Raw genomic sequence first — 13650 nt, forward strand, 5'->3', positions numbered from 1 at the left:
CTGCCGCTGGGAATCTACTGACCGGTAGCCGCGTTGCCCTGCGATTGCAGGGCGACCGGCCCGGCGAAGCCCGTACAACCACAGGCGTACCCTGGGGGTACCCCGTCTAGTTCTAGGAGTCGCACGTGTCCGCTGTCGCGCCCGACGGCAGGAAGCTGCTCCGCCTGGAGGTCCGCAACAGCGAGACCCCCATCGAGCGGAAGCCCGAGTGGATCAAGACCCGCGCGAAGATGGGCCCGGAGTACAACGCCCTCCAGTCGCTGGTGAAGAAGGAGGGGCTGCACACGGTCTGCCAGGAGGCCGGCTGCCCCAACATCTTCGAGTGCTGGGAGGACCGCGAGGCCACCTTCCTCATCGGCGGTGACCAGTGCACCCGCCGCTGCGACTTCTGTCAGATCGACACCGGCAAGCCCGCCGAGTTCGACCGCGACGAGCCGCGCCGGGTCGCCGAGTCCATCGTGACCATGGACCTCAACTACGCCACCATCACCGGCGTCGCCCGCGACGACCTGGAGGACGGCGGCGCCTGGCTGTACGCCGAGACCGTGCGCCAGGTCCACGCGATGACGGCCGAGCGCGCCGCCGGCCGTACCGGCGTCGAGCTGCTGATCCCCGACTTCAACGCGGTGCCCGAGCAGCTGGCCGAGGTCTTCTCCTCCCGGCCCGAGGTGCTGGCGCACAACGTCGAGACCGTGCCGCGCATCTTCAAGCGCATCCGCCCCGCCTTCCGCTACGAGCGCTCGCTGGACGTCATCACCCAGGCCCGCGCGGCCGGGCTGGTCACCAAGTCCAACCTGATCCTCGGCATGGGCGAGACCCGCGAGGAGGTCAGCCAGGCGCTGGCCGACCTGGTGGGCGCCGGCTGCGAGCTGATCACCATCACCCAGTACCTGCGGCCCTCGCTGCGCCACCACCCGGTGGAGCGCTGGGTGAAGCCGCAGGAGTTCGTCGAGTTGCAGGAGGAGGCCGAGGAACTCGGCTTCGCCGGCGTCATGTCGGGCCCACTGGTGCGTTCCTCGTACCGGGCCGGGCGGCTGTACCGGCAGGCGCTGGAGCGTCGCGAGCAGGCGGCGGTCTGAGCACCGGGGTGTTACGGCCGATTCAGGCCATGCGAAGGGCGGAGCCACGGCTCCGCCCTTCGGGTTTCACCGCGCTTTGACCGACTGGTCACGGACTGGTAACACGGAGTGGGGATCGTGGACGCGTTGCCGTCGTTCGATTCTTCTCAGCCACGTCACCTCAGCCACGAGGGGAGCTGTACGTCATGCGGGTGCAGATCGGGTCGGTCGGGGCCGTGGGCGCGGCCCTGCGTCTCGCCGAGAGCGTCCTGCTGGCGCCCGGCCAGCGGCACGCGCGCCGCAACGCCTGGGCGGCGGTGTGCGAGAACCGGCGCCACGCGGCGGACCGGGTGCAGGCGGCGAACGCCTCCGGTGCGGCCGGGCAGAACCACCGCTGAGCAGGCGCTGAGGCAGATGCTGAGCAGGTGCTGAGCGGGCGCTGAGCAGACGCTGAGCGGTCTCTGGGCCCGGCGCTGAGCAGGCGCTGGGCCCGCCGGGGAGCGCGCGGCCGGGTCACGGTTCGGACGAACGGGCACCCGGGCTTGGATATCCCGTACCCGTGCCACGTACCATGAGCGTTATGGCGAGGGAAACATCCGAGAACCCCGGGCGGCTCAAGCAGATCCGCCAGGCGTACAAAATGACCAAAGAGGTCGATCCTAAGATCGGCCTGATCATCGCCGGCATCGGTCTGCTGACCTTCGGCGTGTTCCTCGCCATCGGCTTCGCGATCGACCACCCGATCTACCTGGGCATCCTCGGGTTCATCGTGGCCGTGCTGACCGTGGCGATCGTCTTCGGCCGCCGCGCCGAGCGCGCCGCGTTCGGGCGGATGGAGGGCCAGCCGGGGGCCGTCGCGGCCGTGCTGAGCAACATCCGGCGCGGCTGGAGCTCCAACACCACCCCGGTCGCGGTCACCCGCAACCAGGACGCGGTCTACCGCGCGGTGGGCCGGGCGGGCATCGCGCTGATCGGCGAGGGCAACCCCAACCGGGTGCGCCAGCTGCTGGCCTCCGAGAAGAAGAAGATGGCCCGCATCGTCGGCGACATCCCCGTCCACGACATCGTGGTGGGCACCGGCGAGGGCGAGATCCCGCTCAAGAAGCTCCAGATCCACCTGATGCGCCTCCCGCGCGCCATCACCGCCGCCCAGGTCACCGAGACCAACGACCGGCTGCGCGCGCTGGGCGACCTGCTCTCCAAGGCGCCGATCCCCAAGGGCCCGATGCCGAAGGGCGCCCGGATGCCCAAGGGCGGCCAGGTCCGCTGACCCCACCCCCACCGACAGCTACGACGAAGGGCCCCGCCGAGGATCTCGGCGGGGCCCTTCGTCTCGCGTCTACGTGCTGTGGGGGCTCAGATCCGGACCTCGACCGTACCGACGGCCTTGTCGTGCAGACCACGGGTGTCGCGGTCCCAGACCAGCGGCGGCACGATCAGGCAGAGCAGCACGGTGCGCAGCAGCACCTGGGGGATGGTCGCGCGCCGCCCGTCCAGCCGGACGACCCGCAGGCCGAACAGCCGCTTGCCGACGGTCGTGCCGACCGTGGAGAGCAGGACGGCGGTGACGGCGAGGAACAGCGGGGTCGTCCAGAGGTTGGCGTGGCCCGCGTCGCCCTTGGCGATCAGGCCGTACGAGATCATCGAGACCAGCCAGCTGTCGACGACCAGCGCGCCGATCCGCCGGCCCGGCCCGGCGATGGAGCCGGGGCCCTCCTTGGGCAGGCCGAGGCGCTCGCCCCGGTAGCCGAAGTCGGCGCCCATCTTCTCGGCGGCGGCCTTGGGGCCGTCGATCCACGATCCCAACGCTTCTCTGGTGTCCACGAATCCACACTAACCGCGCTCACGCCGCGGCCGGGCACCGGCTCCCCCGCGTCGGCCCGTCCTCGACGGGGAGCCCTCTCCACGCGCGGGTGAATCGCGATCGTAGGGCTGACGGGACCCGGGAAGTGGTCCAGACCACTTTGGGATGGACTCCCAGGTGGGAGAGGTGATTTGCCCGATCCCGTACGCCTTTGCCACCCCTTCGGCGGGCGCGGTTAACATCTAGGAAACGAACGGGTCACCGGCCGGAAACGACCCGTTCCTAGGGTGAGCCCCAATTCGCGAGCCGAGGAGGATGGATGTTCAACAACGCCGCCGAAGTGAAGCAGTTCATTCAGGACAACGACGTCAAGTTCGTCGACGTGAGGTTCTGTGACCTGCCGGGCGTCCTGCAGCACTTCTCCGTACCCGCGGCGACCTTCGACCCGTCCGAGACCCTGATGTTCGACGGTTCGTCGATCCGCGGCTTCCAGGCCATCCACGAGTCCGACATGGCCCTCGTCCCGGACCTCGCCACCGCCCGTCTCGACCCCTTCCGGGCGGAGAAGCACCTCAACATCAACTTCTTCATCCAGGACCCGGTCACCGGCGAGGCGTACAGCCGCGACCCGCGCAACGTCGCCAAGAAGGCCGAGGCCTACCTCGCCTCCTCCGGCATCGCCGACACCGCGTTCTTCGGGCCCGAGGCCGAGTTCTACGTCTTCGACTCGGTGCGCTTCGACACCAGCGCGAACGCGTCGTTCTACCACATCGACTCCGAGGCCGGCGCCTGGAACAGCGGCGCCGCCGAGGGCGACGCGCGCGGCTACAAGGTCAAGTACAAGGGCGGCTACTTCCCCGTCCCGCCGGTGGACCACTTCGCCGACCTGCGCGCCGAGATGTCCCTGGAGCTGGCCAAGGCCGGCCTGGAGGTCGAGCGCCAGCACCACGAGGTCGGCACCGCCGGGCAGGCGGAGATCAACTACAAGTTCAACACGCTGCTGCACGCGGCCGACGACCTGATGCTGTTCAAGTACATCATCAAGAACGTCGCCTGGCGGGCGGGCAAGACCGCCACCTTCATGCCGAAGCCGATCTTCGGCGACAACGGCTCGGGCATGCACGTCCACCAGTCCCTGTGGACCGAGGGCTCCCCGCTCTTCTACGACGAGCAGGGCTACGCGGGCCTCTCCGACACCGCCCGCTACTACATCGGCGGGCTCCTGCGGCACGCCCCCTCGCTGCTGGCCTTCACCAACCCTTCGGTGAACTCCTACCACCGCCTGGTCCCGGGCTTCGAGGCGCCCGTCAACCTGGTCTACTCCCAGCGCAACCGCTCCGCCGCGATCCGCATCCCGATCACCGGCTCCAACGCCAAGGCCAAGCGCATCGAGTTCCGCGCCCCCGACCCGTCCTCCAACCCCTACCTGGCCTTCTCCGCCATGCTGATGGCCGGCCTCGACGGCATCCGCAACAAGATCGAGCCCCTCGAGCCCGTCGACAAGGACCTCTACGAGCTCGCCCCCGAGGAGCACGCCAACGTCCCCCAGGTCCCGTCCTCCCTCCCCGCCGTCCTGGAAGCCCTCGAGGCCGACCACGAGTACCTCCTCGCCGGCAACGTCTTCACCCCGGACCTGATCGAGACCTGGATCGACTTCAAGCGCACCAACGAGATCGCCCCCATCGCCCTGCGCCCCCACCCGCACGAGTTCGAGCTCTACTACGACCTGTAGAGACCCCTCCGACCTGCGGAAACGTGATTCGGTCTCTCATCGTTTCCGCAGGTCAGGCAGGGCCCTGGCCTGCGGAAACGCCTGGAGAGGGATCGGCTGCAGTACCCCTGGGGTTCGCGATGTGAAATGAGTGTGAAATGAGCAGGGGTAGATCGAACTCGCGATGAGTGCCTTCCCGCCCTTGCCAGCACTGGGCAGTACTCCATCTCGTACTCTCAGTAGCCCTCACTCGGGACTCCCGACTCAACGGGTTCGATCTCTTACCTGCATTGCACCCCTCGGGCGAGGTGTCAGTCGTGGTCGCCAAGCAGCGCAGCCCGCAGCCATCGCCGTCTCCGGGCCGTGCCGGTCCAGCAGGCGGCTGATCGGGGTACCGGCCAGCGCGGAGGTCAGCAGCGCCGCCGCGAGCCTCGCAGTGGTCGCCTGGGCGAACCGCCCGGTGGACCGGGCGATGGAGGACAGCCGCATGGGGGACGCGTAGTCGAGCGCTTCCCGGCAGGTGATCTGGGCCAGGCACAGGGTGGACAGCGCAGCGCGAGGGCCGCGACCGGACGACCAGTTAGGTCGACCCCGCTGGATGGCTTCCCCGACTGTCAGCAGCCGCCCTCGGAGGAGCAGGAACCGCCCGCCGAAGGGACGCCGAGGGTGATGAGCTGAGGTGCAGCGGGGGCTCCGAAGCAGCCGCCCTCCGGCTCCTGGGCGCCGACGGTCTGCCCGCTCTCGGCGAGCGCGCCGCCGCAGACTCCCGTCTCGGGGAGGGTGAGTTCGACGCGGGCCGCGGCCTCGTGGTCGCCGGCGAGGTGGGCGGCCACGGAGCGGACCTGCTCGTAGTCGGTGAGGGCGGGGAAGGTGGAGCCGGTGAGGCCTCGGCGCAGTACCCACACCGCGTGGGTGCTGGGCGCGTCCTGCGCCAGGTCGACGAGGGCGGTGAACGCGGAGGCGCCGGAGCCGACGACGGCGGTGCGCTTGCTCGCATAGCGGGCACGGACGGCGGGGTCGCGCAGGTCTGGGACGCGGTAGGAGATCCGATCGGCGGCGGCGCGCTCGCCGAGAGCGGGCAGGCCGTCGGCGCCCAGCGGGTTCGGGGTGGCCCAGGTGCCGGAGGCGTCGACCACGGCGCGCACCAGCAGGCGCTCCTCGCGACCGTCAGCGCGGGGGACGTGGACGGTGAAGGGCTGCTCCTCGCGCCCGGCGTCGACGATCCGGTCCCGCCCAGCGCGGGCTACACCGGAGCCCGGGCGTCGTAGCGGACGCGGGTGCCGAGGACGCCGGCGAGCGGCTGGAGGTACTGCGCGACCCAGTCGCCGCCGGTCGGGTACGCGGCCCCGTTCGGCCGGGCCCAGCCGGTGGGGGCCAGCAGCTTCTTGGCGGCGGGGTCGACGACTTCAGCCCACGGGGAGAACAGCCCTACGTGCGACGACTCGCGGACGGCGGTGGCGGCCGAGGGGCCGACTTCGAGGACGAGCGGTTCGAGTCCGCGCTCCAGGAGCCGGGCGGCGGCCAGGTCGATCGGTCCGGCGCCGATGACGAGGACGGGCGGGTCGGTGCTGTCGGAGGTCATCGCGGTTGGCTCCCCTTCGCGCTGAGCAGTGCGCTCTCGCCGCGGCCCGCTCGATTCGACAACTGTCGATGTGCTGTCGTCTCCGACCTTTCCCGCTGGATTGATGGATGTACGTGATCGTCATCGGATCCGGCCCCACCGGCTACACCGCCGCCCTCCGCACCGCCCGCGCCCAGCTGCGCCCCTGCTGTTCGGCAGCTCCATATTCGTCGGCGGCTTACTGACCACCACCACAGGTCGAGAACTTCCCCGGCTTCCCCGATGGCATCGACGGCCCCGGCCTGATGGCCGACATGCGCGCCCAGGCCGGGAAGTTCTGCGCCGAGATGATCGACGACGGCATCGTCTCCGTCGACCTCACCGGCCCCGCCAAACTCCTGACCGGCTCCGAGGGCACCGTCCACCGCGCCCAAGGCGGTGATCATCGCCACCGGCTCTGGCTACCGCAAGCTCGGCATCCAAGGCGAGGACAAGCTGTCCGGAGCCTTGGCAGCCGGCGATGTCGTCGACCACACCTACCGCCAGGCCATCACCGCCGCTGGCACCGGCTGCACGGCGGGCTTGGACGCCGAATGATACCTGGCCGCAGTGGCCGACACCCGGGGCGAAAGCGTCGGCCACCGCTGGATGACAGTTCTGGGGAACGGCTCCAAGCCCGGGCCGTCGTCTTTGCGCGGCAACGAGCCGGGCGCCCTCCCCCAGAGCTCCAAGAAGACAGCGGTGGCGCGTCCTTGGCTCAGGCGGCCGCCGGAGCGGGTCCGGACAGATGGGGAGGTCCAGTTGGACCGTGCGGCCGCACAGCTGCTGGGCCTGCCCGGGGTCGTGCGAGACGAGCAGCACCGCAGCGACCAGCATCAGACCACCGCATCGGCCAACCGTGCTTAAGGCGGGCGCTATTGGCGCAACCTCAGATATTCTGACCGGCTGTCCACTCGGGCAGCATCCCGGCGGACGGAGGCGCGATCACCGATGAACCCCGACAAGCAGTTCACCTCCCACACTCCCCTCACCCCACCCCACCCCACGGATGGAACGACCCCGGGGAAACCGTGGTCCTGTACGACAGTGAACTCACCGGATTCAAGCAGGGGCCACGGCAAGGCCGGGTCGAACTCACCTTCGGCGCCAGACCCAGCCTGGAGTGGGCGGTCGAACCCCGCGAGGAGGACTGCTGGGGGCTGGACGACAACGGCTCCGCAATCACGACGGTGAACCGCACGCCGGCCATCGCGTTCACCATCAACACCCGCCGCAACCACGCCGGATGGGTCAACTCCACCGAGCTGGGAGACCAGGAGACCCGCCTGAGCCGGCTGGTGGCGCAGTGGGTGAACCTGCCACTATCCGAAGGCAACGCGCTCCTTGGGGAGAGACACGGCGAGCACACCTCTCCTTGGAGGGGGCGGTGGTCCGTCGACGTCGACGGATGGACGGTGACCATCGACCAGCGCCCCGACCTCTCGGACGCCCTACGGACCGCTGCCGATCAGTTCACCTCCGTCCTGACGCACGTCATGGAACTCAAGCGCACGAACGGCGAGGAGTTCTCCCTCACCGAGGGCCGAGAGGTTCTGGAATGTCTCCGCGTCAGTCTGTCGTTCGGGTTCGGCCGCAAGGTCGTCCCCGTACTCCCCATCGGCTACGACACGAACGGGGAGATCGTCTGGGAGCAGTGGTTCTCCCCCCTCCTCGACCGGGCCCAGACCGTCGGATCGGGATGGCTCCACGATGGCAGTCCCGGCGACTGCGCCGAACTCGTCACCCGCGCCCTGCGGGCATTCAGCGACCCTTCCCTCAAAGGCACCACGCGCTTGCAGATGCAGATGGCCACCGAAGCGGTGGCCACGGGCTTCGTCGAACAGCGAATCCTCTCCGCCGCACCCGTGCTGGAGAACCTCGCCTGGACCAAACTGGTCCTGGGGAATCTGATGACGAAGGAGGATTTCAAGAGCTGCCACGCCGAGGACAAACTGCGCTATCTGCTGACCTCCACTGGCGAGCCGACCTCGATCGACCCCGTCGCCCTCCCCGCCCTGGCCAAGTACGCAACAGATCGCCGAATCGACGGCCCCGCAGCCGTCACCCGCGTCCGGAACCGGCTGGTCCACCCCGAGATCCTCGCCGATGATCTATATGCATACGAAGGACTTGCGGCCGAAGTCTGGCGCCTCTCCCTGCACACGCGACCTTGATGATCCTCCACCGCATCGGCTACTGCGGCTCCTACCAGAGACAGGTGCAGCTCAGAGGGTGGGCCGGGGACACTCAGCCGGTGCCGTGGATGGATCCGGCAACAGCGCCCACGGCGCTGGCCCCTCTACCGCCCGTACGGCGTCAGCGCTCTCCTCGCCGTAGGCCCTGAGCTCCACCCGCGAGGGCAACCACAACGTCTCGTCGGCTCGTGCGCTCAGCCGTCTCATGTCTCGCCCCCTCGCGGCGCGCTGGATCGACCTGGCTCACGACCCTCGGCGATCCGACTTGCGCGCCATCATGTGGCACCATCTGATGGAGCGTCAGAAGCTAACCAATGACAGGATGCGTACCCCACCGAGAGGAGGATGGGTACGTCCCGCCTTGCCGCTTCTGACATCGCCTCCCCTCCCCACTCCCACCAGTCCACAGGATTGGTGGCGTGCTGCTGGAGATAGGGCGACTGGGCGTGCACCAGTCGATTCACCATGAGGGCAGCATCCCAGACCCTCGGCCCACCGCTCGGATCGTTCTGCCAGCACGCCAGGACACCGCCATCCGTGGCAGCCCGACAGATTCAGGGCGCCAGCAGTCTGCTCGCGACGCTGGTGCCCATCGGCTCACGAGAATGGCGAAGGTAGCCACTGACGAGACCGATCACGGGTACGCTCCGGTCTCCGGAGCACCGCGGTTTGGGGAAGAGATTGAGCGAGCCGTTCTCTGAAATCGAACTCACACAGGCGGTCGCCGTACTGCGGCAGCAGTTGATCACCGCAGCGACGGCGGCCAGTGACCAAGAGCCGCTCTTCGCGGTCCGCGAACTGACCATGGAGTTCTCCGTAGAGCTGCGCAAGGACGCCCGTGCCAAGGCAGGGTTTCGGGCTTGGGTGGTGTCCGGCGAGACCGGCGCTGCCGTGAGTGGACAGCGGACACAGCGGGTCACGCTCACTCTTGAGCCGAAGAACGCGGCAGATGGCAGCAGTTGGATCATCGGCAACCCCGAAGCCGCCGGCCTTACGGACTTCGGTGGCGAGCAACGACTCCCATAGGGACCAGGTGCCGTCTTCGGGCCCGGTCCCTCGACTGAACACCGCAATTGTTGAAGCTGCAAGTCAGGGCACTGGATACCTTCTGGGGAGCAGGCTTGTTCTAACCGCAGCACATCTACTGGGCGACGGGCCGCTGCGGGCCACAGTCCTCCGCGGCCTGGGGCCCCGCACCTGTCAAGTGCTCTGGAGCGGTGCCAGTACGCGATGTGATGCAGCGTTGCTACTGGCGGATTCAGATCTGGTCGATGACGAGCCCGATGCCGTTCAGTGGGGTGAGCCGGGCGACTCGGGCCCTTGGCCCGGATGCGAAGTACTCGGCTTCCCGCGCGTGCAGCGCAAGGGTAGGCAGCCAGACACGGAACAGTTCATCGGCACGCTCAAGCCCGGCTCGTCTCTCGTACGGGGACGCTATGTGATCGACGGGGACTATTCTGCTCCGCAGCCGGTCGCGGAGGGCTCGCCTTGGCAGGGCATGTCCGGTGCCGCGGCTACCTTGCAAAACCATGTGATCGGAGTGACCGCTCAGGACCCGGGCGGCTGGGGACACAGCCGGTTGGAGGTCGTACGGGCTCGGCTACTGGTGGATGACAAGCAGTTCTGCGACCTTGTCCATCAATACACGGGACACCGTCCCGTGCTCCACACCTTGACTCGGGCTTCCAACGACGCCACAGGTGCAACCCGACCCATAGAGTTCCGCTGGGACAAGGTCTCGGACCTATCGGCCGCAGACTTCAGAATCCACCCCGTGCGCCAGGAAGATAAACTTCCGAGGACAGTGGAGTACATTCCACGACGTTTCGAAAGTGACTTGGAGGCCTGCCTCGCAGAGGCTTCGAGGAGCGGTGGGTTCGTACTTCTGACCGGCCCGTCAGCAGCGGGCAAGACCCGGTCGAGCTTCGAAGCAGTGCGCCGCGCACTGCCCGATTGGCTTCTGTGCCGTCCCCAGGGAGCCACGGACCTCAGGAAATTGGCCGGTGCTCACCTGCCCAACGCAAAGCATCTCGTGTGGTTCGACGACCTGGAAGAGCATCTGCACAGCGCAGGTCTCACTCCTGAACTGCTGGCGGATCTCCAACGGCAGGGTACGGTCGTCGTGGCGACCCTGCGGTCCCAGCTGTACGCAGAGTTCTTGGAGCAGGACGGCGGCGCCGGATCCTTTGGGGAGCCCGCGTACGGGCCGCGAGCGGCTGGCCGTGTCCTGCGTCAGGCCCGCCATGTATCCGTCCCGCGGAAATGGTGCGCCTCGGAGCGAGACAGGGCATCGAAGGTGGATGACCCGAGGATCATCGAGGCACTCGATGCGGGTGAGCAGTACGGCCTGGCCGAGTATCTGGCTGCTGGTCCGCAGTTGGCCAAGCTGTGGGAAGCGGGAGCCGACCATCGGCCGCGAGGAGTTGCTCTGGTAACTGCCGCTGTCGACCTCGCACGCACCGGCCTCGCGGGGCCTCTGCCGACCAAGGCCATCGAGGAACTGCACTTCGAGTATCTGCGTCGGATGGGTGGTGCTGTGCTGCGCCCCGAATCACTGACGGAGGCTTGGAAGTGGGCGAGTAGCAAATTCCTCGGGGTCACAAGCCTGTTGGTACCGGCAGACGGTGGTGGCTGGCGGCCGTTCGACTACCTGGTCACCGAAGTCGGCCGTGCGCATGGGCGGTCCGAGGTATTGGACGACGTGGTGTGGCGCGCGGCGCTCGATCTTGCGGAGGGTCGAAACCGGTCCTTGCTCGCCTGGGCGGCGCTGACAGCAGAACGCCCAGATATCGCTGCCGCGGCACTGCGCCTCCCGGCTGAGGCAGGTGAGGTCGAGGCGATGGTGAGCCTTGCGGCAGTGTTGATCGAAAGTGGTGACCGGAAGAAGGGAGAGCATTGGCTCAGGAAGGCTGCTCGGAAGGGGGACGGGACTGCCATGCTGAGCCTCGGCTCGTTTCTTGTGCTCAACGGCAACCGGCAGGAGGGGGAGAAGTGGCTAGAGAGAGCCGTTGGAGCCGGCCATGCTCAGGGGCTGAGATTGCTCGGCGATCTGGCCACGCAGGACGGTAAGGACGAGACCGCGGCAGAGCTGTGGAGACGCGGCGCGGAGCAAGGCGATGCCGAGTGTGCCGTGAAGTACGGCAACCTCCTGCGGCAGCAGTATCTGACGGTGGAGAACCGAGGCACCTGGTTGAAGGAGGCGGCGGACCGGGGCCTGTCCGCCGCAGCACTGGCATTCGCCGGCTGGCTCGCCTATCGGAAGCAGAAGGACGCGGCGGCCTACTACCTGGTGCAGGCGAGGCAAGATGCCTCGGCGGCCGCCAAGGACGGCGATCCTGACGCCATGATCACATTCGGCACCGTTCTGGCCTGGGAAGGCGATTCGGAGAGCGCCGAGTCGTGGTTCCGCAAGGCCCGGCAGCGCACTCCCTTGTTGATGCCCGAGTGGCGGATCGTCCACGCAACAGCCAACCGGAGCGGACTCCAAGCCGTGGCGGTGAGCAAAGCCACCGAGGAAAGGCTGGCACCTGGGCAACTCGCGGACGTGATGCAGGGGTTGTGGCCACTTGACTGTCAGTACTGCGGGCTTTCGCTGGGGAGAGGGGTGCCGGCACTTCGAGTGTTCGAAGGGCCTTGGGGAGCCACCGCCAACGTCTACCACCTGGGGATGTGTCACTACCCGGAATGGACTGACAATGACGGCACCCACCGTGACAGCAGCCTCGGCATCATCAAGGTCATCGGCTCATCGGAGCCTCGTCTGACCTGGACTGCGAGTGCAGCTCGCACGCCTCAGGTCGTGCTGGACGGCAAGAGCCCAGTGATCATGCTGGTGAACGCGGGCCTTGAATCCGTCGAACTGGCCCAACACGACGACGGTCAGTGGCGGATGACGCCGTCTTACCTTCATCAGAAGCAAGGGATGATGCCCGCCGACCGTGCGCTCAACACCGTTCCCGGAGTCGCAACTGTGCTTCGGAGAAAGCTGACCGTGCAACTGGGTGTTGAAAAGTGGTCGTCTACGGTCTCGCGTGACATGAAACGCTTGATCAAACGCCAAGGCGGAGTGCTGCTGTTCATCACGTCAGGGCTGCCGCCTGTGGAGCCGAGCGAGGCAGTCCTGAACATGGCCCTGTCGGCACCTGACGTCGTCGCTGGGTGGGTACCAGTGCTCCAGGATGAACGCGGGTGGTCGCCACGCTGGATGGGTAGCCGCGACTGACACCCCAGCGAGAGAACGGCCAGTACACCACTGGGAGGTCTCCACCCACTCGCTCAGGTCGGGCAGGGTTGCCGGTCGAACGGGTGTCAAGACTTGCGTCAGGAGGATCCGATGATGGCCGACCTCGAGCACATACCGGCGAGTAGGAAAAGTGATGCGAGTGAACCCATCGGAAATCGGGTAGATGCCCTCGGTCGCCTATACGTCGAATTCCTGGGGGGACCATGCGCGTATCTGATTACTACAACCTGGGGCGCACGCAACCGACCCTCGACTTCGTAGACGTTGATACGGTGAACGACACCCCCGTTTATATAGATCCAAGCACACTGAAGAAGCTCCCCGACGAGTGGGCTCGCCAATGCCTGGTGATGCTCAGCACATTCTTCGACACTATTGTTCAGTCACTCGGCCTCGGCGACGACCGTGGAGTCCGCGAACTTCTCATTCGCCTCCAGGAGCCCAATGAGACCCACTTCGGCCTCTCTAGGGGGAAGTCCAGAGGCCGTGCACTCGGCCCATACCTTGTGGCGCGAATCTGCGACAACCTGTCCGTAAGTCGGGCCGCAAAGAGTGGACTGCTCGCGGACCTCGAAGACACCGCACTTTTCATCGACGACATCGGGAAAGACATCGTCTCAGATATCACGACCTGCGTGATTCGAGGGATGCTGACCTCTTACACCCAGTCAGTGTCTGCAATGTACGGAATACCACTTGTCGACGAGGTCTACTGCGGGCTGGCATGGGACTCGAACCGACGGGAGTGGGACGCTTCCGCGACACGCCTGCCTATAGCGGATGGGAAGCCTCTCCTGCTCGTCCCGAAGGTGATCGTACGACACGACCTCCTACTCACGAAGCAGGAGTATTTCCGCAACCACTTGGCGCCGGCACTCTTCACGGCTGAAAGCGACAAGCCCACCGGAAAGCTGATCCAGGCAGCCAAGGAAGCAGGGCGCCTACTAGAGATCGTCTTCAAAGATCAGATCCAGAGCAGGATCGAGGCGATGGTGACGGCGGCCTGGTAGGACTCGCGGGTCTTGTCATAGCGGGTGGC

At 67.2% G+C, this 13650-nt stretch carries 9 protein-coding genes and 3 pseudogenes; 9 read left to right on the plus strand and 3 right to left on the minus strand.

Going from position 1 to position 13650, the window contains the following annotated elements; genetic code table 11:
* The first annotated feature begins 125 nt into the window (after positions 1 to 125).
* The 3 genes from lipA to ACIBCA_RS23985 all read left to right on the plus strand — a co-directional run bounded on the left by lipA (position 126) and on the right by ACIBCA_RS23985 (position 2328).
* On the plus strand, positions 126 to 1079 hold the full coding sequence (gene lipA, locus ACIBCA_RS23975; protein ID WP_363436186.1) for a lipoyl synthase: 954 nt from the start codon (positions 126 to 128) through the stop codon (positions 1077 to 1079).
* A gap of 185 nt (positions 1080 to 1264) precedes the next feature.
* Positions 1265 to 1456 (plus strand): hypothetical protein, encoded by a 192-nt coding sequence (locus tag ACIBCA_RS23980; protein WP_396284998.1) that lies wholly within the window; start codon positions 1265 to 1267, stop codon positions 1454 to 1456.
* A 182-nt stretch (positions 1457 to 1638) separates the two neighbouring features.
* Positions 1639 to 2328 (plus strand): DUF4191 domain-containing protein, encoded by a 690-nt coding sequence (locus tag ACIBCA_RS23985; protein ID WP_396284999.1) that lies wholly within the window; start codon positions 1639 to 1641, stop codon positions 2326 to 2328.
* A gap of 86 nt (positions 2329 to 2414) precedes the next feature.
* Here ACIBCA_RS23985 and ACIBCA_RS23990 read toward each other — a convergent pair whose 3' ends face one another.
* Entirely contained in the window at positions 2415 to 2882 is a 468-nt protein-coding gene (locus ACIBCA_RS23990) for an RDD family protein (RefSeq protein ID WP_396285000.1), read from the minus strand.
* A gap of 299 nt (positions 2883 to 3181) precedes the next feature.
* On the opposite strand from ACIBCA_RS23990, the gene glnA reads away from it, so the two are divergent.
* Complete coding sequence (gene glnA / locus ACIBCA_RS23995; RefSeq protein WP_396285001.1) at positions 3182 to 4594, plus strand: type I glutamate--ammonia ligase; 1413 nt, start codon at positions 3182 to 3184, stop codon at positions 4592 to 4594.
* Between the two features lie 593 nt (positions 4595 to 5187).
* Here glnA and ACIBCA_RS24000 read toward each other — a convergent pair.
* A pseudogene (locus tag ACIBCA_RS24000) lies at positions 5188 to 6155 on the minus strand (hypothetical protein).
* A 107-nt stretch (positions 6156 to 6262) separates the two neighbouring features.
* Here ACIBCA_RS24000 and ACIBCA_RS24005 point away from each other — a divergent pair.
* A pseudogene (locus ACIBCA_RS24005) lies at positions 6263 to 6638 on the plus strand (NAD(P)/FAD-dependent oxidoreductase); the annotation flags it as partial.
* 566 nt (positions 6639 to 7204) lie between these two features.
* Positions 7205 to 8347, plus strand: coding sequence for a hypothetical protein (locus ACIBCA_RS24010; protein ID WP_396285002.1), 1143 nt, complete (start codon positions 7205 to 7207; stop codon positions 8345 to 8347).
* A 332-nt stretch (positions 8348 to 8679) separates the two neighbouring features.
* Here ACIBCA_RS24010 and ACIBCA_RS24015 read toward each other — a convergent pair.
* Positions 8680 to 8835: pseudogene (locus ACIBCA_RS24015) on the minus strand (DUF255 domain-containing protein); the annotation flags it as partial.
* Between the two features lie 214 nt (positions 8836 to 9049).
* Between ACIBCA_RS24015 and ACIBCA_RS24020 the strand changes: the two are divergent.
* The 3 genes from ACIBCA_RS24020 (at position 9050) to ACIBCA_RS24030 (ending at position 13621) form a co-directional block, all read left to right on the plus strand.
* A complete protein-coding gene (locus ACIBCA_RS24020; protein ID WP_396285003.1) occupies positions 9050 to 9394 on the plus strand; it encodes a trypco2 family protein in 345 nt (114 codons plus the stop codon).
* 217 nt (positions 9395 to 9611) lie between these two features.
* A complete protein-coding gene (locus ACIBCA_RS24025; RefSeq protein WP_396285004.1) occupies positions 9612 to 12590 on the plus strand; it encodes a tetratricopeptide repeat protein in 2979 nt (992 codons plus the stop codon).
* A gap of 293 nt (positions 12591 to 12883) precedes the next feature.
* On the plus strand, positions 12884 to 13621 hold the full coding sequence (locus ACIBCA_RS24030; protein ID WP_396285005.1) for a hypothetical protein: 738 nt from the start codon (positions 12884 to 12886) through the stop codon (positions 13619 to 13621).
* The last annotated feature ends 29 nt before the right edge of the window (positions 13622 to 13650 follow it).

Source organism: Kitasatospora sp. NPDC051170, from assembly GCF_044455705.1.
Taxonomy (GTDB): Bacteria; Actinomycetota; Actinomycetes; order Streptomycetales; family Streptomycetaceae; genus Kitasatospora.

Excerpts from the sequence above, each read along its gene's own strand:
- ACIBCA_RS23980 (WP_396284998.1), top strand. The coding sequence starts at position 1,265 with ATGCGGGTGCAGATCGGGTCGGTCGGGGCCGTGGGCGCGGCCCTGCGT.
- ACIBCA_RS23985 (WP_396284999.1), top strand. The coding sequence starts at position 1,639 with ATGGCGAGGGAAACATCCGAGAACCCCGGGCGGCTCAAGCAGATCCGC.
- glnA (WP_396285001.1), top strand. The coding sequence starts at position 3,182 with ATGTTCAACAACGCCGCCGAAGTGAAGCAGTTCATTCAGGACAACGAC.